The organism is Pedobacter heparinus (assembly GCF_032678725.1).
Classification (GTDB): domain Bacteria; phylum Bacteroidota; class Bacteroidia; order Sphingobacteriales; family Sphingobacteriaceae; genus Pedobacter; species Pedobacter heparinus_A.
Genome location: NZ_JAVTSC010000009.1, coordinates 180,677 through 202,707 on the forward strand (window position 1 = coordinate 180,677; position 22,031 = coordinate 202,707).

Below are 22,031 nucleotides of genomic sequence, written 5' to 3' on the forward strand. Positions count from 1 at the left end.
GCCCCCTTTATACTAACCAGATATGTATAGACGACTAAACACTGCATATTGCCTGGCAATAGTGGCCATGACATTTGTATCTTTTAACAGGCTCAGTGCACAGGAAAAACCAGTTTCTATAAACTGGAGTAATACCCTTACCGTTTCTAAAACCACGCCTACACTGCAGGTGGTATACAATCCTATGCTGCGCGCAAATTCTCCGATACATAAAGCGACTTTTGAAGCTTTAAAAAATATGGGCGCTGATTATGTGCGCTACGTGCCCTGGTTTCCCTATCCTAAAGCGGCGGTGGCCGAACTTAAGTCACCAACTGCTACCGAGACCTTCTGGGATTTCCAGTATGCGGATCCTGCGGTGATAGATTTTATGGAAGCTGTAAAAGGCCATCCTCCGGTGATGAATTTCAGTACCATCCCGGTATGGATGTTTAAAAACGCTAAACCGGTCCAGTATCCTGATGATCCCGATCTGCCTTTTTGGGAATATAACCAGGGCAAAGAACTTCGCGATACGACCTGTAAGGAAGTTGCAGCTTATTTTGCAAGAGTTTTTAGCTGGTATACGAAGGGTGGTTTTACCGATGAACTGGGTAAGTTCCATAAATCTGGCCACCAATATAAATTTCCTTACTGGGAAGTATTGAACGAGCCGGACCTGGAGCACCGTATGTCGCCCCAGCTGTATACCAAAATTTATGATGCCGTGGTTACTGAGCTCAAAAAGATTGCTCCGGAAACAAAATTTGTAGGGATCTCTGTTGCACATGAAACGGATCCGCAATGGTTTGAATTTTTCCTTAATCCGGCCAACCATAAACCTGGCGTGCCGCTTGATGGTATTTCCTATCATTTTTATGGCCGTCCGGCCTCTATTGACCAAAATATTGACAGCTACCAGTATTCTTTTTTTGACCAGACCAATGGTTTTCTTGACCGGGTAAGGTATATTGAAAATATCCGTAAGCGCCTTGCACCAAATACATTTACGCAAATCAACGAGATCGGGAACATCCTGCAGAACAGGGATTATAAGGGTGTGATACCGGACGGATACTGGAACCTGTCGGGTGCCATGTTTGCCTATCTTTATGTGGAGCTTACCAAAATAGGTATTGATGTAGCGGGTGAATCACAGCTGGTGGGTTATCCTACACAGTTTCCTGATGTAACGATGATCAACTGGAAAAACGGAAAACCCAATGCAAGATACTGGGTGTTGAAACTGCTGAAAGATAATTTTGGCCCGGGTGACAAGCTGGTTGCGGCCAATTCCTATAGCCCTGATGTAGTTGCACAGGGATTTGTAACTGCGGGCGGTAAAAAACTGCTGCTGATTAACAAGACCAATAAACAGATTAGCCTGAAGCTTCCTGCAATGGATGGTGCAGCGCTGCAAACGGTAGATGTAACAACAGGTGATAACCCGATAGCGGCAGGCCAGATCAAAGGGGACACTTTTGTGGTAAAGCCTTTTGCGGTTACCGTTATTAAAATGAAAAACTGATAATGGAAAGAGTGGCCTTTAAAATGGTTCTACGCCCGGGATGTACTGCAGAATATAAAAGAAGGCATGAGGAAATATGGCCGGAAATATCTTCCCTGTTAAAGGATGCAGGTGTAAGTGATTATTCCATCTATCTGGACGAGCAGACTGATACGCTTTTTGCAACCATGAAAATAACAGACAGGGATGCGGTGGATGCGTTGTCTGATAAAAAAGTGATGCGTGAATGGTGGAAATACATGAGCGATATTACAGTAAGTGATGCGGAGGGTGTCCCTATTCTGACTACTTTAAACGAACTGTTCCATCTGATCTGATCTTACAATTGATTGAAATAATATAATTAGACCGTAACCTAGCCTTGTATGTCAAACCTGAACCGAAGAAAATTTATACAGATCAGCTCCGTTGTCGCAGCAAATATGGTTGTATTCAGTTTAAATAGTAAAGCCAGTGTTTTTGATGAAAACCTGACAGCTGAAGACCTGACCTTAAAGCTATTGAAAGCTGGCTTTATGAGCCCGCCTGATAGTGCCAAAACATCCTGCTACTGGTGGTGGTTTAACAGCCTGGTAGATGAGGAAGGGATCAGTTTAGATCTGGCAGAATTTAAAGCAAAGGGTATGGGTGGCGTATTGCTGATCAACTCGATCAGTGGATTTGGCAGTGGGCCTATACCAGAAGGTCCGAAGTTTTTATCGGAGGAATGGCGTTCGCTTTTCCGGCATGCGTTAAAAGAGGCCGACAGGCATGGTATTGAAGTTGGGGTAAACCTGAGTACGGGTTGGGCAATGGGTGGTGCCTGGATTAAGCCGGAAGATTCTGGCCGTTGGTTGCTGCAGGCTAAAACAACCCTCAATGGACCAGCCCGTTTTTCCGGAAAACTACCTTTACCAGGCAGCAGGGATGGATATGACAATGCAAAGCAACTTTTTATTAAAGACTATATTGACTTGCCCATGGACCAATTGGACTACCGCGATACTTCGGTAGTCGCTTACAAAGAAATCCCTGGTGCAATATCTTTAAAAGATGGTGACCGGGCCAAATCATTTGCTGCAAAAAGCAACCGGCTGGATGCAAGCAGTCATGCAGAAGCCGCAGAGGTAATGGAGCCCACTTTGTTGCCCTGGACTGCATCAGCTGATGATCAACCTGTTTCTTCTTCGGAAGTTATAGACCTGACTTCAAAGGTAAAGGCTGATGGTCAGCTGGACTGGGATGTTCCCGAAGGCAGCTGGACAGTGATCAGGACGGGCCACCGGATGACCGGCGCGCGTACTGCCTATGCATTGCCTGAAGCGGCAGGCCTGGAGATCGACTGGCTGGATAAGAAAGGGGTAGAGCGGCAGTTTGAACATCTGGGCAATATCCTGCTGAAAGAAGCAGGGGAGTTTAAAGGCAAATCGCTGAAGTATTTTCATGACGATAGCTTTGAAGATGGTTTCCCCAACTGGACAGCTGGATTTTTAAACCATTTTAAAACTTACCGTGGCTATGACGCCACACCTTATTTGCCTGTATTTGCGGGTGTGGTAGTAGATAGCGCAGAACAATCTGAACGGTTTTTATACGATTACCGGAAAACGGTAGCCGACTGCATGGCCGACGGGCATTACAAACGTTTTGCAGAACTGTGCCATGAGAACGGACTTCAGGTACAAAGCGAAGCGGGTGGCCCCAGCTGGTCGGGTACGATGTGTATGGACGCACTCAAAAATTTAGGCCGTATGGATTTACCGATGGGTGAATTCTGGCAAGGTAAAACCTTTGTGCAGCATGACCAGAACCAGGTGGGAAAACTGGTGGCCTCGGCGGCCCATATTTACGGCAAGAAAAAGGTATCTGCTGAAGCGCTTACTTCATTTAAGCCGCATTGGAGTGATTCGCCCGAAAGCCTGAAGCCGGTGGCAGACCGCGCTTTCTGCGAAGGTATCAATCGTTTTGTGATCCATACCTCAACAGCCACACGTCCACGCGATGGCAAACCGGGCTATGAATATGGTGCGGGCACACATTTTAACAGGAACATTACCTGGTGGGAAAAGGCAGGCGTATTTCTGGATTATGTGAACCGCTGCCAGTTTTTGTTACAGTCGGGACTTTTTGTAGCAGATGTGCTGTATTACAATGGCGACTGGGCACCGAACCTGGTGGCTCCAAAACGTACGGACCCTGCTTTAGGGAAAGGCTATGATTATGATGTGTGTAATGAAGAGGTGTTACTGACCAGGCTGAGTGTAAAAAATAAACGCATTGTATTGCCTGATGGCATGAGCTATGCCCTGATGGTTTTGCCTGATGTAAACCATATGCCTGTGCCTGTAGCCAAAAAGATCCGGGAGCTGGTAAAAGGGGGCGCCACCATCATCGGCCCTAAACCGGTAAAAGACCCAGGCTTAAAAAACTATCCGCAATGCGATACGGAACTTAAACAAATAGTAGAGGAGACCTGGGGTAGCACTGGGGTGATCACCGGAGAGAGCGTACGAAATGTGTTGCTGGGGAAAGGCATAAAGCCGGATTTTGAATATACCGGGGAAGCCAATTACATTGATTTTATTCACCGTACAACAAAAGATGCAGAAATCTATTTCCTGGTAAACCGAAAAGAGATACCTGCTAAAACTACCTGTATGTTCAGGGTAGCTTCAGGCTATCATCCGCAATTATGGGATGCGGTTAGCGGTCGCATTTTACCGCTGCCAGCCTATAGAACGACAGCCGGCAGGATCGCTATTGATTTCGATTTTTTGCCTTCCCATTCCATATTTGTCATTTTTGTAAAATCAGGTGCTGTAGCTTTAAAATCAGCGGATGAATGGCTGTTCCAGGGCAGGTCTGGTCTGGCTGCGGTGCAGGAGCTCAGAGGTTCCTGGATGGTAAGCTTTGATCCCAAATGGGGTGGCCCTGAAACCCTTAAATTTGACAGTTTGCAGGATTGGAGCAAGCACGAAGATGAGCGGATCAAATATTATTCCGGTAAAGCGGTATACCGTAAACAGTTTGACCTCAGCGCAGCAATAGTTAAAGGGAAACAGTTGTTCATGGATCTGGGGGTGGTTAAAAACATAGCCAGTATAAAGCTGAATGGTAAAGACCTGGGCACGATATGGACCGCGCCCTGGATGGTGGATATCAGCGGAGCGGTTAAAGCTTCGGGCAACCAGCTGGAAATAGAGCTGATCAACCTTTGGCCAAACCGTTTGATCGGGGATGCGGCATTGCCTGTTGAAAAACGACTGACCAACACCAATATCATTTTTAAGAAAACAGATAAATTGTTGCCTTCGGGATTGTTAGGGCCGGTTACGATTCAGGCCCGCTAGCTAAGGGATTTAAATTTTAAAGTATACTCAGGCCTGTGACATGGTAGTTTTCAAGTTTGGCGTCTTCGGGATCTAATTCAGTGATCAGGTAACTGATATTTTCCAAGGCGGCAACTTTTATCCTTAAGGAAGTATTTAGCTTATCGGAAATACAGAGCACAGCCGATTTTCTGGCAGCGCCAAGCATTGTCTTTTTCAATTGGTTAATTTCCCAATCGGTGTCTGTTAACCCGTCCAATGGATGGATTGCGCTTGTTCCTAACAGACACAGGTCTGCTTTAATTTCCGAAAGCTGGCTAATCACATGGCCTCCATAAGTAACCTGGGAATTCTTAGAAAACACGCCACCAACTAAAATAACCTCTATTTTTGGATATTGAGCCAGTTCGATTGCCACAAATGGACTGATGGTAAAAAATGTAGCCCGTAGTGTTTTGGGGAGCCGTTTAACAAATTCAATAATTGTAGTTCCGCCTGCTGTTAAAACTACCATTCCGTCTTTAATCAGCGGAGTAGTTTTTTTAGCAATATGCATTTTAGCGGCTTTGGCATAAACAGTACTGCTGTCAAAAGTAGTGTGATAAGGTTTAGAAAGTGCACCACCATGTACCCTGCACAATAAATTGCCGTCAGACATTTCCCGCAGATCTCTTCTGATGGTATCTTCAGAAACATTTAAAAGCTGAACAAGATCAGCAGTGAGGACGCTATTGTGCAAATTGATTTGCTGCATCACAAAGTCATGGCGTTCTTTTTTTAACATAAATTACCTTTATGGTAATGACACCAAAGTTTAGTTATCTACTTATTCCTGGAAAAAATTAATTTGGCGATGGATTAAAGGTTATTTACGGTTTTCTTCATCAAATTTAAAAGCATTTGAACCAGAACTGAAACTATTTGAAGTGGGATTCTCCTAAATTCGCTTTGATACTTAAATACAAAAACCAAATAAATGGAGAATAAGAGCTTGAGGATAAACATCAGGGCAAAGAAATGGATAGCCAGCTTTGCCTGCATTGGATTGGGTCTGCAGTTTATCATAGCATCCGCTAATGCGCAAAGTGCCGCCCGTCCAAATATCCTGATCATCATGACAGACCAGCAAACAGCTGATGCCATGAGCAATGCAGGTAATAAAGATTTGCACACACCTGCAATGGACCAGCTGGCCAAAAACGGCGTGAAGTTTACCAAAGCCTATTGTGCCCAGCCCTTGTGTACGCCATCACGGACTGCTATTTTTAGTGGTAAAATGCCTTTTGAGACAGGATTTGTTGGTAATACTCCCGAAAGAGACGGGCAATGGCCGGACAGTTTGCTGATGATGGGTAAAATTTTTAAGGATGGTGGTTACCAGACTGGTTATGTGGGTAAATGGCACCTGCCGGTACCTACAACTAAGGTCAGCCAGCATGGATTTGAATTCATCCAAAATACCAATTTCCAGGATTATAATGATGCCGGCACACCCTCGTATTGCGCCAGGTTTATCAAAACCAATAAGGACAAACCATTTTTGCTGGTCGCTTCTTTTTTAAACCCACATGATATCTGCGAATGGGCAAGGGGCGATGCAATGAAGATGGATGTGCTGGCAGATGCACCACCGGCAGCTCAATGTCCGGAACTGCCGGCCAACTGGAGTATTGCAGCCCATGAACCGGAAATTGTCCGCGAGCAGCAGAAAGTAAGTCCCCGTACTTATCCAACAGTAAACTGGACCGGCGATCAATGGCGTCAATACCGCTGGGCTTACAATCGTCTGGTAGAAAAAGTAGACAACTATGTAGGCATGGTATTGGCTTCGCTAAAAAAATATGGAGTTGAAAAGAACACCATTATTGTTTTTACAGCCGATCATGGTGATGGTTATGCGGCCCATCGCTGGAACCAAAAACAGATATTGTACGAAGAAGCGGCGAAGATCCCGTTTATCATTTCTAAAATAGGAGAATGGAAAGCCCGTACAGATGAAATGCTGGTCTGTAATGGCACGGATATTATCCCAACTATCTGTGGATTTGCAGGCATACAGCAACCCGCTTATTTAAAAGGTGTTGATATCAGTAAAAAAATAAATAACCCTGCAAAAAACCTGCGTGACACTTTAGTCATAGAAACGGACTTTGCAGACAACGAAGCATTATTAGGTATCAACGGGCGGGCTGTAATTACCAAAGATTTCAAATATATTGTGTACAATAAAGGCAATGTGAGGGAGCAATTGTTCAACCTGACAAAGGACCCGGGTGAAATGAGTAACCTGGCGGTAAATGCAGCGCATAAAAAAACGCTGCAGTCCATGCGAAGTTATCTGAAACAATGGTGTAAGGCCAACGGAGATAAGTTTATGTAAAAACGATGATCAACTCTGCATATGAAAGCACAATTAAAGCCAGTTTTTTTATTTTTAGTAATCATCAGTTCAGGTAACTTATTTGCACAAAAGAATCCTTATCAAACTACATTGCAATCTTTATGTGATGTATTACTCCGTACGCAGATAAACAAACCTGCTGATCCAAACTTTGGTGCTTTAGTTTGCCCATCGGTAAATCCGGATGACCACCCGATACACTCACGTGCGGCAGAGGCCATGTATCCTTTTGCCATTGCTTATAAGCTAACCAATAAGGTCCAATATCGGGATGCTGCTATTAAATTGGGCAACTGGCTGATAAAAATCCAGCAAACCAAGGGTAAAAATGCAGGGGGCTGGAGTGAAAGCTGGCCCGATCCCGAACAAAAGGGTTGGCATGGAACAACTACAGATCAACTGATATCGCTGGCGGGTGCTTATGCCATTTTAAAACCCTGGCTTAGTGCTGCTGAAATTGAAAAATGGAACCAGTCTATGCGTGTCGCAGCCGATTATATTGTGGCAACTTTCCCTCTGGGAAATATCAATTACAATCCTACCGGCGCTGCAACTTTATTATACACGTACAAGGTTGCGGATCATCCCAAACAGCGCTGGCTGATAAAGGCCGATTCCTTAATGCATACCAGTACCTTAAACTATGTTACCGCTGATAATTTTTTGAGCGGTGAGGGGAAGGGAGTAGATGAAGGGTACAATATGGCCCAAAGCATCGGTTATATTGCACTTTATGCCATTTTGAAAAATGATTTGCAGATTAAACAAATCGCAGCCGACCTGCTTAAAACACATGCGCTGTTTGTATATCCTAATGGTTCCATTGACAACTCATGGGGTACACGATCTTTTAAATGGAATTATGAAAGCGGAACAAAAACTGCGCCCGGCGTATATTTCAGTTTTGCATTATTGGCCGATATGGATCCGGAATTTGCAGCTGCAGGATTAAAGTGTCTGGACTATTTAAATACAAGGTCCATGCAGGATGGCTGGATTGGCTATGGCCCGCATGCATCAAATCGTGCCAGCAGCTCGCCACCCTGCAATTACTCTACTTTTGCAAGGGCACAAAGTATTGCATTGGCTATTGAATATGGTGCAAAAATAAAAAGACAAAGTAAACCTACCTCAGTCCCTGAAAAACACAACTGGTATAAATTTTTTCCGGATATTAAAGTAGCGGTTATTCGTACCGCTAAAATAATGGCTACGGTATCTGCTTATGGGGAAATAAGGAGATATCCACGCGAATCTGTATGCCGGGGCGGAAGCATTACCAACCTTTGGTATGATGGATTTGGAGCCAATGGTTTTTTGCAATCGTCATCTTCCTCCTCCTACCAAAGAATTGAAGAAATGCATATGCCCATTGAAAAGGACCTGCTTCCATTAACACCGAGGATTGAGTTTACAAACGACACCACCTACTACGCTAATATATTTGAGACAGCAGCCTCAATGAATGTGTTGAAGGAATCTGATCATGTTAAAGTGGTAACCGCTGGCCATATGCAAACGATTAAAGGGATAAATTCCAATACCAGTTACAGTTTAACCAACCGGTTTTATGATGATTATGTTGTAAAAGAGATAACCGTTGCTGGAGAAAGACAAAAATACAGTATTGTTGAACCTATCGTAAAAGATAAGGGGAGTACATTTTACCTGAAAAACGACAGCACGGTAATGATAAAAACAGCTGGCTCAAATGCAGAATGGGAGTTAAAAGTGATGCGCAGCACAACACCTTATAAAATCACATTGGGAGCAGATGCAGACAAATACTGGTCGCCATTTCCTGGGGTAGAGGCTTATCCAATTGTGATCAGTTTTAACACTATTTCAGAAGCACCTCAAACCTTAAAAATATTTCTTGGTAAAAAATAATCGTATAATTATGATTTTAAGAACTCAACCGATTCGGGTCATCTCTTTTTTAGTGTTAATTACAATGGCTTCACAGACGTTTGCCCAAAAATCAGACAAGCCTAATGTGTTGTTCATTGCTATTGATGACCTGAAGCCCATTTTAGGTTGCTATGGCGATCAGTTGATAAAAACACCCAATATAGACCGTCTGGCAAAAATGGGTACAGTTTTCAAAAGCAATTATTGCCAGCAGGCAGTTTGCGGCCCAACCAGAGCTAGTATCATGACCGGAATGCGCCCTGATGTTACCAAAGTATGGGATTTAAAGACCAAAATGAGGGATATGAATCCTGATATTCTGACCATACCACAATATTTTGCCAGTCAGGGTTATTCTACACAGGCTATTGGTAAGATTTATGATCCAAGATGTGTGGACGAGGATCTGGATAAACCAAGCTGGACCGTTCCGCATTACAGAACAGATAAAAAATATTACGCGACTTCTACCGGGCAGCCTGTTTTAAATTATTACCAGGGCAAAGAGATCAAAGCGCTGGTTGAAAAACGCAGGGCTGAAGCTAAAGGAAAGACGGTAACTGATCAGGAGTTGCTGGCTACCATCAAGCCCTCGGTAGAATGTGTGGACGTACCTGACCATGCTTATATTGACGGAGCAAACATACTTCAGGCAAAGGATGTGCTAACAGCACTTCAAAAGAAAAGCCAGCCATTCTTTTTTGCAGTAGGCTTTGCTAAACCTCATTTGCCTTTTAATGCGCCAAAGAAATACTGGGACCTCTATCAACGGGATGACATGCCGGTTGCAGCGTTTCAGGAAAAATCAAAAAATGCGGTGGATGTGGCTTACCACAATTCAGGGGAACTCAGGGCCTATTCAGACATTCCGGAATTGCTGTCTTTTACTGATCAGAAAAGTTATGGCCTTACTTTGCCCTTGGCTAAACAAAAAGAACTGATTCATGGCTACTATGCTGCGGTTTCGTATGTAGATGCACAGGTTGGCATTTTATTGAACACGCTTGATTCATTAGGTTTAAGTAAAAATACAATCATCGTGCTTTGGGGTGACCATGGTTGGCATTTGGGCGATCATAACCTTTGGTGTAAGCATTCTAATTTTGAAGAGGCTGCCCATAGTCCTTTGATCTTTTCGGCTCCTGGCATTAAATCCTCGGCTACCACTTCCATTTCAGAATTTGTAGATGTTTTTCCTACGCTATGTAATCTGGCCGGTATTCCTGTGCCAGCACATCTGGAGGGCACAAGCCTGGTTCCGCTGATGCGAAATCCTGCGTCTTCGATCAAGGAGTTTGCCATCAGCCAGTATCCCAGAAGCTCCACCGTCATGGAAACACAACGGATGACAGATGCTTCAGCGAAGGTTATGGGTTATTCACTTCGCACAAAAAGATACCGGTACACCATTTGGATGGAGAACTTCAGGAGTAACCTGCCATTTAGGGCATCCTCCATTGTTGGCGATGAATTGTATGATTATCAGAAAGATCCGCTTGAAAAAGTTAATGTTGTGGATGATAAAGATTATGCACTGATCGTTAAAAGTTTAAAGGATAAAATGATCCGGTATTTTCATGCCAAGGAAAAGCCGTAAATAAATGGAACTACTCATACCTCAAGGCTTCAATTGGGTCCAGGTTTGAGGCTTTTAAGGCAGGGTAATAACCAAAAAATATACCCGTTATCGCACAAACAAGAAATGAGATCACAATAGAGAACTCGGAGATTACTGTTGGCCAGTTTAATATAGATGGTAAAATCAGGGAGGCTGATATCCCCAACAATACACCTATTACGCCGCCCGTTACACTAATCATCACTGCTTCAATCAGAAACTGAAGTAAAATATCTATACCTCTGGCGCCAATAGACATCCGGAGGCCAATTTCCCTGGTTCTTTCTGTTACAGAAACATACATGATGTTCATGATCCCGATACCGCCAATCACTAATGAAATACTGGCAACTGCTGTTAACAAAGCAGTCATCATGCTGCTGGTTGAATTCATCATGGTCATCAGCTCAGCCTGGGTTCTTACCTGGAAATCATTTTCCTGTCCTTCCCTGATCCGGTGGGTTTCCTTCAGCGTACGTGTAATTTCGGCAACAGCTGCGTCTGAGGCGTCTTCAGCAATTGCTGATGCATAGATCTGGTTGAAATATATAGAGGATAAAATTCTCTTTTGTACTGTGGTATATGGAGCGATGATAATATCATCCTGGTCCTGGCCAAAATTACTTGTGCCTTTAGTTGCCAGAATACCAATTACCTGGAAGGGGATCTTACCAAAACGAATGATCTTACCGATGGGATCTTCTCCGTTAGGAAAAAGATTGTCAACCACAGTTTTTCCGAGCAGGCAAACTTTGGCGGATGTTTTGATGTCTTGTTCAGAAAATACAATTCCTTCTTTTATAATAAGCTTTCTGATGTCAAGGTATTCCGGACTTACACCCTGCATACTCGTTGGCCAGTTGTTCGCTCCGTTAATGGATTGTCCGCTGGAAGAAACCAGGGGCGAAATCCCGGCAATACTTGGTGCATTCTTTTTTAGTGCATCTACATCTGCAATGGTTAATGTTTTTAGGTTACTGCCCATCATTCTTGCTCCTCCGGGTTCATTGCTGTAGGGCATAATGGTAATCATATTTGAACCCATGCTGGATAAGGAAGCATTGATGCTTTGTTTCGAGCCTTCGCCAATGGACATCATGGTTATTACAGATGCCACACCTATTATGATGCCCAGCATGGTTAATAAAGCCCTTAATTTATTTCTCTGTAAGGCTAATAATGCGAGCCTGATCAAATTTGATATCTTCATTTCAAATGCTTTAGTAATCGTCTGATACCGGTAAACCTGCCAGGGCTTCCTTTGCTGATTTTGGATGCCTATTGTGGGTGTCTTTCTGTACCCTGCCATCCCTGAGCATCACAGTTCTGTTGCTGAATGCGGCAATATCAGGCTCATGCGTTACAAATACAATGGTTTTTCCTGTGGCATTCAATTCCTGCATCAGCGACATGATTTCGTAGGACGTCCTGGTATCCAGATTCCCTGTTGCCTCATCAGCCAGGATCATTACCGGCTCATTTACCAATGCCCTTGCGATGGCTACCCGCTGCTGTTGTCCGCCAGATAGCTGGTTTGGTGTATGGTCCATTCTTTCTGCCAGTTTTACAGCTTCCAATGCGGCCATTGCTCTGTCCCTGCGTTCTTTATGTCCTATTAACGGATTATACAATAAAGGCAATTCCACATTTTCCAGGGCTGAAGTTCTTGGCAATAAATTGTAGGCCTGAAATACAAAGCCGATTTTTGTATTTCTTAGCTTGGCCAGTTCATCCTTGGTTAAATTTTTCACATTCACATTGTCCAGCATATAAATGCCTTCGGTTGGTTTGTCCAGGCAACCCAGCATATTTAATAAGGTTGTTTTTCCCGATCCGCTACTGCCCATAATGGTCACAAATTCCCCGGCATCTACATCAAAAGAAACTCCTTTTAAGGCCCTTACCGTTTCAGTGCCCATTTTAAACTCACGTTTTACATTCTGAATTTCAAGGATCCTGCCGCTCATCGTCTGCCTCCTCTTCTCTGCGGCATGAACGGACTTGCAGCTGCAGGCGTATTGCCAGCGGCCGCGCCCTCCATTCCGGTAACTACAATATCATTTTCATTCAGTCCTTCCAGTACTTCTACATGGGTGTTGTCATTTAAGCCCGTTTTTATCTTTTTCTGGACCAGCTTTTGTCCCTGTAATATCCATACAAAAGAAGGTGGTACCTTTTCTGTTTCCGTATTTGATCCGCGGGCAGTACTGTCTTTCTTCATTTTGTTCCTGCCGTTTTTACCGCCTCTTTTTCTGCCCGGTAAAGGAACAATTTCATAGTTTTTAAGGGAAGCGGAATCCGGATAATATTTTAATGCCTGGGCCGATACCAATAGCGCATCATTTACTTCCTTTGTATAAATGATGATGTTGGCTGTCATACCAGGCTTTAATTTTTTATCATCATTTGGTGCGTCAATAAGTGTAGCGTAAGTTACTACATTGGCAGATATTGAGGGTTGTAAGCGGATGTCTCTTACTGTACCGTTAAAAGTATCATTGATGAATGCGTCAACCGTAAAAGTGGCACGCTGGCCTTTAATCACATTGCCTATATCGGCTTCATCAACTTTTGCCTGAACCTGCATTTTAGTAATGTCTTTAGCTATAGAAAAAATAGTCGGTGTATTGAAACTGGCCGCTACTGTTTGGCCAATACTCACACTTCTTCCCAATACGACTCCATCGATGGGAGAGTAAATCTGTGTAAAAGAAAGGTTCCTCTCTGCCGAGCGCAATTGTGCTTTGGTATTACTCACATTTGCTGAGGCAACCTGTAAAGTGTTCAGTGCCTGGTCATATTCAGCTTTGCTGATTGAGCCTGTTTCAAACAATTGTTTCTGACGGTTAAAATTTGCCTGCTGATAAGTCTGATTACTTTGCGCCTGGGCAAGACTGGCCTTGGCCTGATCAACGTTGGTTTGGATCAGTGTCTTATCCAGCTCAGCAAGTAACTGGCCTTTTTTTACTGTAGAATTGAAATCGGCATACAAGGCAGAAATGGTTCCTGAGACCTGTGTGCCGACAACCACTGTATCTACGGGCTGTACAGTTCCTGTAGCGGTTACCGTTGTCGATATGTTACCCCTGGTTGGCTGTTCCTGTGTAAGTGTAACCGGTTTTTCTTTACTTCTTAAAAAGAAGTACCATACCAATCCAATTGCAACTACAATGGAAACAATAATGAGTATGTTTTTTCTGGACTTCATAACTTATAATTTAATTGGGGTTCCAAGGTAAAATTCATAGATCCTTGCGGAAAGTGCGGCGTTATATTTGGCTTGTATATAGGATTGCAAGGCCTGCACATATAAATTCCGTTGCTGGTAAAATTCAACAATATTTGCAGCCCCTATTTTTAATTCCTGGTTTGCAATGCGGTACACTTCCTGGTTATACTTAAGCTGTTCTACGGCAGAGCGATACTGGTTTTGTGAGTTTTGAGCCGTGATGTAGGCATTTTCTGTATTTAGCGCTAAGGTTGTTTTGGCGTTTTCGAGTGTTAGTTTCGATTGGGCAATGTCAATTTTTGCTTGAGCAACGTTGGTTTTGTTCTGCCTTTTTGTAAAAATCGGTACAGATAAGGTTACGCCAACCTGTTGATTAAAATTGTTGTCAAACTGCCTGAATACATTGTAATTCGGATCATTCGCATAATTTGTGCCGATGCCTGCACCTAATGTCAATGAAGGTAAATAGCCTGATTTTGCTTTTGCAAGACCAAGGTCAGCGCTTTGTATGCCCAATTCCGCATTCTTTATTTCCGGGCGGTTTTGTAAGGCATATTGCTGTACAGTTTTTAGGTCTGTAACGCTTGCCGAAGACAATACAGTGTCGGGTTTAACTACATCAAAATTACTTTGATCCGGAAGTTGGAGCAATTGCTTCAGTGTTATTTTGTCCTTACGTTCTGCATTTTCGGAAGCAATGAGATTGTACTTGTCGCCAGCAAGCTGTGCTTCAAATTGTGCGACTACCTTTCGTGCTACAGTCCCGACAGCGAACTGACGTTGTGCCTGTGCCAGTTGCGCTTCCGATGTTTTTACCAGGTCCTGGTTATAAACTATACTTTCTTTATCTACCAGGATATTCAGGTAAGCCTGGGTAATCTGCAGGGTGATGTCATTTTCACTCTCCAGGATACTCAGATTTGCGCTTTGTATGGCGAGGTCTTTTTGCACAATATCAGTTTTAAGATAGCCTCCTCTATATAAAGTCCATGAAGAACTCAGCCCAAGGGAACCTGATGAATTCAATGCATTACTGTTTCCACCCGTGGTCTGGTTGTAGTGATTAAAGGATTGTGAGGCGGAGCCATACAGGTCGGGGAGCAAGGCCGACTTTGCCAACAGTTTATCCTGTTCGGCACTTTGCTTATCCAGCTGCAAACTTCTGATCTCTATGCTATTGGTTTTTGCATATTCCAGGCAAGCCTCCAAATCCCAGACTGGTGGTAATGCCTTTGACGTAGTGTCCTGACTAAAGCCTTGAAAGACAAGGCCGCTGAGGCATAAAAGTAGCAGAGTTTTAATGGTTAATCTTGACATAAAATCTGTATTTACCTGTCAAATCAACTGCAATATATCCGCCAAAAAAAACGAAATAGATGAATACCACAAACATACCGACAAGGGCGCAATGGCAATCGACGGAAAGATTTGTACTTATCTTTAACTGTTGCCTACCTTGTACATGTTTAATACTGACTTAAATTTTGACGAATGGTTTCTGTAAAAAGCCGTTATTATATCACCATCCTGCTCCATGTGTTTTTGTGGATGTTGTTTGCATTTGTACTGTTGTTTCATCAGCCTTTATCCTGGAGTATTACTGTACCTCCCCAGTTTTGGATCAAGCAAGGATGCGTACTGGCGATGCTGGTGGTTGTTTTTTATGTAAACAGTGAATTTTTAGTACCGCAGCTGCTCCTTAAAAATAAGATTATAGCTTTTGTAGCGATCGTACTGGCTATCGCAATTTTATCAGGCCCTTTCATAAAAATTATCGATCAAGCCCTTAATTTGCCTGAGTTGATGAACAAGGCTTTTAGTGAAATTGGTATTGTCCGTCCGCCCAAAAGATCAGACAAGATCGATGTTTTTTTATTGATGATGACTTTGTTTATGATAGGTATCAGTACCAGTGTAACCATGATTCGTAAATGGCAGGCTGATAAACAAAGTCGTGAATCCCTTGAAAAAGAGAAAATCGGCTCTGAACTTTCTTTTCTGAAAGCGCAGATTAATCCTCATTTCTTTTTCAATACACTCAATAACATCTATGCGTTGACGCATGTAGATGTTGAAAAATCCAGGATGGCACTGCACAAGTTATCCAGAATGATGCGTTACCTGTTGTACGAAACCCAGACTGGATGTACGCCCTTAAGTAAAGAAGTATCTTTTATTGTGGATTATATGGAGTTGATGAAAATCCGGTTAAACGATGCGACCACAGTAGTTTTTAAAGAGCCTGTGTTAACCAACGACCCGCTCATTGCCCCGATGTTATTTTTGCCTTATATAGAGAATGCATTTAAGTATGGCGTAAGCACAACCGAACCCTCAGTCATTTCTATTACCCTTGATGTTCAGGGCAAGGATTTAGAGATGAATATAAAGAATCGGGTTTTTAACCATCAGGATATGACTGCAGATGAATATAAGGGTATTGGATTGACCAACACCAAAAGAAGACTGGAGTTGTTATACCCTGGACGACATGTTTTTTCGGCTGGACTTACTGAAGATGGCGGTTCGTTTATTGTTCACTTAAAACTTATCCTTGATGATACTGAATTGCATAGCAGTTGATGATGAACCACTGGCACTTGGCTTGATTGTAAGTTTTATAGCGCAGACACCATTTTTGAAATTGGCTGGAAGCTTTTCCAGTGGCATTAAAGCACTGGAAATTTTAAATGAACAAGCCATAGACCTTATTTTTCTGGATATTCAGATGCCTGACCTTAGCGGTATTCAGCTGGCCAGGATTTTAGATGATAAATCTGCAGTGGTAAAACCCCGGGTTATTTTTACTACCGCTTTTAATAATTACGCGATAGAAGGTTATAAAGTAGATGCCCTTGATTACCTGCTAAAGCCATTTGATTATGAAGAGTTTTTAAAAGCAGCAAGCAAAGCGCTGAGTTATGCAGAAAAATTAAATGCCGGAAAAGCTTCTTCAAATCCCGAACAGGAAGAATATTTGTTTTTAAAAGTAGAGTATCAATTGATAAGGATTGCTGTAAAAGACATTTTGTACATTGAAGGGTTGAAAGACTATGTTAAGATTTACCTGGATCATACAGATAAGCCGGTTCTTACTTTAACGAGTCTTAAAGCATTGGAGCAAAAGCTTTCACCTGGAAAATTTATGCGGGTACACCGTTCTTACATCGTGCAGCTTGAAAAAATTACTGCAGTTACGAAAAATGCAATAAATATTGGGGAGCTGAGCATCAGTATTGGTGATCAGTATAAGGAGGCTTTCAGTGTCTATTTAAGTAAGTGGCTGTGACAACATTGAGGTATCAACAACAAAAAAGGTTTTACAGTTCAAAGTAAAACCTTTTTTGTTGTTTAATCTATTGCTCAAACGTTATGGGTTCCACCATAACTTCGTAGTCACTTTATCCGGACCGCCAAGTTTACTAAGGCCCGATGCCAAACCACCGGCATTGGCAGAGGCTTCGATAGGAGGATAGGTAAGTCTTTTTACGCTGCCTGGATCACTGGCAGGTGCATCCGTATTGTCAGAGTTTAAGCGGGGATACAATCTGGGGAAACCAGTTCTTCTCACTTCTGCCCAGGCCTCCAGTCCGTATGGATAAAGTGCCAGCCATTTTTGAGTACCAATCTGTTCCCGCTGTACCACTTCAGTGCTGCCAAAAGCAACCGGACTACCTGCCATTGCAGGTGTATTGTAAATGTCACCCAGGGCTGCTGGTGTGCTTGTGCCGGATTTGTAGGTGTTAATGACTGTAGGATCGGTTACGCCCCATTGTGCCATGGACGCATCAATGCCTTGCTGGTAATAGCTTTGTGCTGTACCTGCACCTGCAGTCCAGTTGTTCAGCTTAGCCTCGGCCAGTAAAAATAGTGTTTCAGCTGCGGTAAAGATTGTATAAGGCGCTACACCACGGTTAGCGAAACCAAATGAAGCATTGATATTGCTATTGTTGGCAACGTTGTTTTGTGCAATACCAATTTGCACCTGCGACAATCCGTTTCGGATACCTTTATAAGCCCCCGAACTGTTAGGGTCAAAAAACTTTTGCAAACGGGGGTCGTTATAACCTTTTAATACACTTTCCATAGCGGCGCTCATGCGGAACTCGCTAAAATTTGAGATGGAAGCCGTAAGATGTGGAGTTGTTAAGCTGGTCCTCATCAGTGCATTATCAGCATTTGAGGTGATCATTCCACCTGCTGCGGCAATAGCAGCTTCTGCCTGCTGACGGGCCAGTGCAGCATCTTTTTTCGATACCCGCATGGCTGCCCTTAACCAAAGGGAATTACAGAATTTTGTCCATTTTTTTACATCTCCACCATAGATCAAATCTCCTTTTTCAAAAAATCTGGTGGTGCCGCTATAGGCAGATAAAGTAGCATTGGCTTCTTTCAGCAATTTAAAAAAATCTTTATAAATGTCTTCCTGGCTATCGTACAATACCTCGGTGCCGCCGTTGCCAGCCTGCGAATAGGGGATGGCACCCCAGTTATCTGTTACCGGCATAAACATAAACACTTTCCAGACTTTGGCAATCGCATGCTTTATGGGGTCCTGAAGTGCAGCACCATCTTTGGTTTGTTCCATTACCACACTTAGCTGGGCGTTGGCATTGCTGTAAAAATGTACCCATCCGTCATTAAGCCAGTTGCCTACCATCACGTTTCTGTCCGATTCGGCAGATTGTGAAGTATTGGAAAAATATTGGGCCTGTGCATCCGAATAACGGTTTGCAAACCGCTGGAAAGGGGTGGCACCGGCATTGGTGGTATTGGGACCAAATGTGCCCCGGTATTGCGCCGCCGAGAATATGTATTCAAGTGTTGCGTTGTCGATGGTTGAAATTTTGGTGCCATCTGTGTTTAGCTCTTCAAAATTTTTGGTGCAGGAACTGAAGGTCCCTGCAATCATTAAGAAACATAATATGTGTTTGATGTGGAATGTTTTCATCTTATATAAGCTAATAAAACGGTTAAAAGGTAAGATTTAGAGATACACCGAAGGAGCGTGTAGTTGGCGGAGAAAAAGCTTCGATACCAACAGTGGCATTTCCGCTTCCAATTACCTGCTCCGGATCAAAACCATCGGCACGGTTCAGCAAAAAGAACAGGTTGCGACCGGTTACCGAAATGCTTGCCGATTGAAAAGGTTTGCCATTTAACAATTTGCCACTCAGGTTATAACCCAATACAAACTCTCTTAAACGGATGTTAGATGCATCGTAGGTAAAAACCTCGCCTGCAGGTGTGTTTCTTCCACCTACTTTTTTCCAGTACTGTTCTGCTGTAATCATTTTATTGTTTGCAGTACCATTGGCAAATACACCATCAAATATAAATCCATCGCGGTTTTCGGCAGTTTTTGCGGCAACACCATCTGCATAAATATTGGCATTGGTAAATGAGGATACTACACCACCCATGCGGGCACTGATGACAAAGCTGGTAAAGAAGTTTTTGTAAGAAAACCTGTTGACTACGCTACCCATCCAATCCGGACGGGTATTGCCCACATATACATCCTGGGCACCGCTGATTACAGGAAGGCCATTGGCATCTACAGTAATCTGGCCATTTGCATTGCGCACATAGCCACGGCTATACAACTCGCCAAAGGGTTTACCTTTTACGATTTTAACGGTGTTCATGAAATCGCCCCCGGTGGTTAATAAAAACTCGTTCAGGGTAGGGGATATCTCTAACACTTTATTGTTGTTTTTAGCATAGTTAACAGTTATGTCCCATTTAAAATCTTTGGTTTTTACCGGCGTACCATTTAAGGTCAGTTCTATACCGTCATTTTTGATGTTACCGGCATTGATGTATTGGCCAGACCAGCCAGAGCCGGCTGGCAGTGTAACGGCCAGTAATTGATTTTTAGAATTGCTGTTGTACCAGGTAAAATCCAGGCCCAAACGGTTGTTGAAAAATTTAGTTTCTAAACCAAACTCCTGGGCTGTAGTTAATTCTGGTTTTAGCCCTGGTATTGGTTTGGTAGCATCCCGGCCAATAGTAACGCTATTGCCGCCCTGAAACGAAGTGTAGGTTTGGCTAAGGTTATAAGGGTCGGCATCGTTACCTGTTTGGGCAAAGGAGCCTCTTAATTTTGCAAAGCTGATGAAATCCGGAAGTTTAAACATTTCGGAAACAAGGGCACTAAGACCTACCGAAGGAAAAAAGTAACTGTTGTTTTCTTTAGGCAGGGTTGACGACCAGTCGTTCCGGCCGGTAGCGGTTAGGGTTAAATAATTCTTATAGCTCAGATCGGCTGTTGCATAAAGTGCCTGTTTTTCTTTCTCATAAATACTTCTGGTTGGGGTTGAACCATTGGTATTGCCCACCGTAAATAGATTTTCGATGATTAAGCTATTGTTCCTGATCCCTGTAGTTACGATATTGTTTTTTTGGATATTGCCCCCAAAATTGGCACTCAAAGTAAAATCAGGCGACAGGGTCTTGTTGTACGAGAAAAGAAAATCGTGGTTGATTTCGCTTACATCTCTTTTGGAAAGCTGATAATTGCCTAATGGTGCAATGATGTAAGTGTCGTTATACCATTTAAATTCTCCGTCATCGGTATATCTGTCTACACCAGAGCGGAGCATTACATTTAAAGATGCTGAAATTTTATAGGTTAAAGCAGCAAAGCCGGTTAACCTGTTTCTTTCTTCATCAGCAAGATTGCGGTTTTTTGCCCAATATGGATTGGCAGCAGCGGTAGCGCCCGGGTTCCAGTAATTTTGGCGCAAAAATCCAGAACCTGTAACATAATCGTAGTTTAACAGGTCTTCGGGAGCAATATTAATGGGTACGCGGTAGATGCTAAAGTTGGGATTGTCGCTGCTACCACCAACAGCCGGGCGGTTTTTGATATCCTGGTTCAGGTAAGTTGCTTTGATGTCCGCCGTAAATCTTTCCCCAAGTTTTCCGCTGGCCCTTAAGTTAAAATTATGGCGTTTCAGTTTGTTGTTGTCTACAATACCTGTTGCATCGGTATTGGTATAAGAGAAATAAACCTGAGCCTGCTCTGTGCCGGCATTTAAAGCGATGCTGTTTACCAGGTTGGTCCCATTGTTATAAAAATCTTTATAATTATTTGGATGTGCAACATAAGCGTTCGTTTTGCCGGCATCAGCAGGGTCTTTACTCCAGGTCGGTACCATTCTACCGTCAAGTTTTGGCCCCCAGCTTTGTTCGCCCGAAGCACTAAAAATCCCTGAAGCCCCCTGTCCGTATTCGGTTTGGAATTTCTGTAAAAAAATAGGTTGTTCTATTTGCAGACCACCTGTATAACTGATGCCTACGCCTTTGCGTTGTTTGCCTTTTTTTGTGGTAATGATGATTGCCCCGTTAGATGCCCTGCTTCCGTATAAAGCCGTAGCCGAGGCACCTTTTAAAACGTTTATGGATTCGATATCATCCGGATTGATACTCGATGCACCATCCCCGGCATCTCTGCCATCGTTAACCCGTGTTGCCTGGGCACCCGAATTATCAATAGGTACACCATCTACCACCATCAGTGCCTGGTTATTGCCACTTATAGAGCGGTCACCACGTAAAGTTATTCTTGATGAGCCTCCTAAACCTGATGAGGAGCGGACCACATCAAGTCCTGCTACCTTTCCCGACAGGGAGTTCACTACGTTTAATTCCCTCGCTTTTGTGAGTTCATCGGTACTTACCGTTTGGGTAGAGTATACCAGGGTTTTCTTTTCTTTAGTAATACCCAATGCGGTAACTACTACTTCATTTAAAGCTTTGCTATCGCTGATCAATACGATACGCAAAGTGCTGCCGTTTACTTGTTTTTCTTGTTGTATATATCCGATATACGAAAATACCAGTGTTGCAGCTGAGGGTGCTTTGATCGTAAATGCACCGTTCGGATCCGTTGTCGTAACCGTTTTGGTGTTTTTTACAGTTACGGTAACACCAGGCAATGGCAGCTGCATTTCATCTACTACGCTGCCCTTAACCTGGGCCAACGCAATTGCAGAGATACAGCAAAGTCCAAATAGTAAGGATAGTTTTCTTTTCATATGTTAAATAGTTTG

Annotated in this window: 15 protein-coding genes; 8 read left to right on the forward strand and 7 right to left on the reverse strand. The window is 43.2% G+C overall.

What is annotated here, in order from left to right:
* Positions 1–22: 22 nt before the first annotated feature.
* From R2Q85_RS15070 to R2Q85_RS15080, 3 genes are read left to right on the forward strand one after another with little or no spacing between them, the layout of a single operon-like run.
* Positions 23–1,507 carry a glycosyl hydrolase family 39 gene (locus R2Q85_RS15070; protein ID WP_316812624.1) on the forward strand — a complete coding sequence of 495 codons (1,485 nt, stop codon included), beginning with the start codon at positions 23–25 and terminating at the stop codon, positions 1,505–1,507.
* Between the two features lie 2 nt (positions 1,508–1,509).
* Complete coding sequence (rhaM, locus tag R2Q85_RS15075; RefSeq protein WP_316812625.1) at positions 1,510–1,824, forward strand: L-rhamnose mutarotase; 315 nt, start codon at positions 1,510–1,512, stop codon at positions 1,822–1,824.
* Between the two features lie 48 nt (positions 1,825–1,872).
* Complete coding sequence (locus R2Q85_RS15080) at positions 1,873–4,836, forward strand: glycosyl hydrolase (protein WP_316812626.1); 2,964 nt, start codon at positions 1,873–1,875, stop codon at positions 4,834–4,836.
* 16 nt (positions 4,837–4,852) lie between these two features.
* Here the strand turns inward: R2Q85_RS15080 and R2Q85_RS15085 are convergent, their stop codons facing one another.
* Entirely contained in the window at positions 4,853–5,599 is a 747-nt protein-coding gene (locus tag R2Q85_RS15085; RefSeq protein WP_316812627.1) for a DeoR/GlpR family DNA-binding transcription regulator, read from the reverse strand.
* Positions 5,600–5,791: 192 nt separating this feature from the next.
* Here R2Q85_RS15085 and R2Q85_RS15090 point away from each other — a divergent pair, with 192 nt between their 5' ends.
* The 3 genes from R2Q85_RS15090 to R2Q85_RS15100 all read left to right on the forward strand — a co-directional run bounded on the left by R2Q85_RS15090 (position 5,792) and on the right by R2Q85_RS15100 (position 10,724).
* Entirely contained in the window at positions 5,792–7,195 is a 1,404-nt protein-coding gene (locus tag R2Q85_RS15090; RefSeq protein WP_316812628.1) for a sulfatase, read from the forward strand.
* Positions 7,196–7,216: 21 nt separating this feature from the next.
* The gene (locus R2Q85_RS15095) at positions 7,217–9,106 is read left to right on the forward strand and encodes a hypothetical protein (protein WP_316812629.1); all 1,890 of its coding nucleotides are present in this window, start codon (positions 7,217–7,219) and stop codon (positions 9,104–9,106) included.
* Between the two features lie 64 nt (positions 9,107–9,170).
* Positions 9,171–10,724, forward strand: a complete 1,554-nt coding sequence (locus R2Q85_RS15100) for a sulfatase (protein ID WP_316812630.1) — start codon at positions 9,171–9,173, stop codon at positions 10,722–10,724.
* A gap of 10 nt (positions 10,725–10,734) precedes the next feature.
* On the opposite strand, the gene R2Q85_RS15105 is transcribed toward R2Q85_RS15100, so the two are convergent.
* From R2Q85_RS15105 to R2Q85_RS15120, 4 genes are read right to left on the reverse strand one after another with little or no spacing between them, the layout of a single operon-like run.
* Positions 10,735–11,955 carry an ABC transporter permease gene (locus tag R2Q85_RS15105; RefSeq protein WP_316812631.1) on the reverse strand — a complete coding sequence of 407 codons (1,221 nt, stop codon included), beginning with the start codon at positions 11,953–11,955 and terminating at the stop codon, positions 10,735–10,737.
* A 10-nt stretch (positions 11,956–11,965) separates the two neighbouring features.
* Positions 11,966–12,712: an ABC transporter ATP-binding protein gene (locus tag R2Q85_RS15110; protein ID WP_316812632.1), complete on the reverse strand. Its 747-nt coding sequence runs from the start codon at positions 12,710–12,712 to the stop codon at positions 11,966–11,968.
* Entirely contained in the window at positions 12,709–13,953 is a 1,245-nt protein-coding gene (locus tag R2Q85_RS15115) for an efflux RND transporter periplasmic adaptor subunit (protein ID WP_316812633.1), read from the reverse strand. Before R2Q85_RS15115 ends, R2Q85_RS15110 begins: the two co-directional genes overlap by 4 nt.
* 3 nt (positions 13,954–13,956) lie before the next feature.
* Positions 13,957–15,291: a TolC family protein gene (locus R2Q85_RS15120; protein ID WP_316812634.1), complete on the reverse strand. Its 1,335-nt coding sequence runs from the start codon at positions 15,289–15,291 to the stop codon at positions 13,957–13,959.
* 174 nt (positions 15,292–15,465) lie between these two features.
* Between R2Q85_RS15120 and R2Q85_RS15125 the strand changes: the two genes are divergently transcribed.
* Both R2Q85_RS15125 and R2Q85_RS15130 read left to right on the forward strand, forming a co-directional pair.
* Positions 15,466–16,557, forward strand: a complete 1,092-nt coding sequence (locus R2Q85_RS15125; RefSeq protein ID WP_316812635.1) for a sensor histidine kinase — start codon at positions 15,466–15,468, stop codon at positions 16,555–16,557.
* Complete coding sequence (locus R2Q85_RS15130) at positions 16,532–17,263, forward strand: LytTR family DNA-binding domain-containing protein (protein ID WP_316812636.1); 732 nt, start codon at positions 16,532–16,534, stop codon at positions 17,261–17,263. The genes R2Q85_RS15125 and R2Q85_RS15130 overlap by 26 nt, the downstream gene beginning before the upstream one ends.
* An 81-nt stretch (positions 17,264–17,344) precedes the next feature.
* On the opposite strand, the gene R2Q85_RS15135 is transcribed toward R2Q85_RS15130, so the two are convergent.
* Positions 17,345–18,925, reverse strand: a complete 1,581-nt coding sequence (locus tag R2Q85_RS15135; RefSeq protein WP_316812637.1) for a SusD/RagB family nutrient-binding outer membrane lipoprotein — start codon at positions 18,923–18,925, stop codon at positions 17,345–17,347.
* 22 nt (positions 18,926–18,947) lie between these two features.
* Entirely contained in the window at positions 18,948–22,016 is a 3,069-nt protein-coding gene (locus tag R2Q85_RS15140) for a SusC/RagA family TonB-linked outer membrane protein (protein ID WP_316812638.1), read from the reverse strand.
* Positions 22,017–22,031 lie beyond the last annotated feature (15 nt).

What these genes read in the sequence shown, in the direction of transcription:
- R2Q85_RS15100 (WP_316812630.1), top strand. Translation starts at nt 9,171, where the DNA reads ATGGCTTCACAGACGTTTGCCCAAAAATCAGACAAGCCTAATGTGTTG.
- R2Q85_RS15080 (WP_316812626.1), top strand. Translation starts at nt 1,873, where the DNA reads ATGTCAAACCTGAACCGAAGAAAATTTATACAGATCAGCTCCGTTGTC.
- R2Q85_RS15070 (WP_316812624.1), top strand. Translation starts at nt 23, where the DNA reads ATGTATAGACGACTAAACACTGCATATTGCCTGGCAATAGTGGCCATG.
- R2Q85_RS15105 (WP_316812631.1), bottom strand. Translation starts at nt 11,955, where the DNA reads ATGAAGATATCAAATTTGATCAGGCTCGCATTATTAGCCTTACAGAGA.
- R2Q85_RS15090 (WP_316812628.1), top strand. Translation starts at nt 5,792, where the DNA reads ATGGAGAATAAGAGCTTGAGGATAAACATCAGGGCAAAGAAATGGATA.
- R2Q85_RS15125 (WP_316812635.1), top strand. Translation starts at nt 15,466, where the DNA reads ATGGTTTCTGTAAAAAGCCGTTATTATATCACCATCCTGCTCCATGTG.
- R2Q85_RS15130 (WP_316812636.1), top strand. Translation starts at nt 16,532, where the DNA reads ATGATACTGAATTGCATAGCAGTTGATGATGAACCACTGGCACTTGGC.
- R2Q85_RS15095 (WP_316812629.1), top strand. Translation starts at nt 7,217, where the DNA reads ATGAAAGCACAATTAAAGCCAGTTTTTTTATTTTTAGTAATCATCAGT.
- R2Q85_RS15110 (WP_316812632.1), bottom strand. Translation starts at nt 12,712, where the DNA reads ATGAGCGGCAGGATCCTTGAAATTCAGAATGTAAAACGTGAGTTTAAA.
- R2Q85_RS15135 (WP_316812637.1), bottom strand. Translation starts at nt 18,925, where the DNA reads ATGAAAACATTCCACATCAAACACATATTATGTTTCTTAATGATTGCA.
- rhaM (WP_316812625.1), top strand. Translation starts at nt 1,510, where the DNA reads ATGGAAAGAGTGGCCTTTAAAATGGTTCTACGCCCGGGATGTACTGCA.
- R2Q85_RS15115 (WP_316812633.1), bottom strand. Translation starts at nt 13,953, where the DNA reads ATGAAGTCCAGAAAAAACATACTCATTATTGTTTCCATTGTAGTTGCA.
- R2Q85_RS15120 (WP_316812634.1), bottom strand. Translation starts at nt 15,291, where the DNA reads ATGTCAAGATTAACCATTAAAACTCTGCTACTTTTATGCCTCAGCGGC.
- R2Q85_RS15085 (WP_316812627.1), bottom strand. Translation starts at nt 5,599, where the DNA reads ATGTTAAAAAAAGAACGCCATGACTTTGTGATGCAGCAAATCAATTTG.
- R2Q85_RS15140 (WP_316812638.1), bottom strand. Translation starts at nt 22,016, where the DNA reads ATGAAAAGAAAACTATCCTTACTATTTGGACTTTGCTGTATCTCTGCA.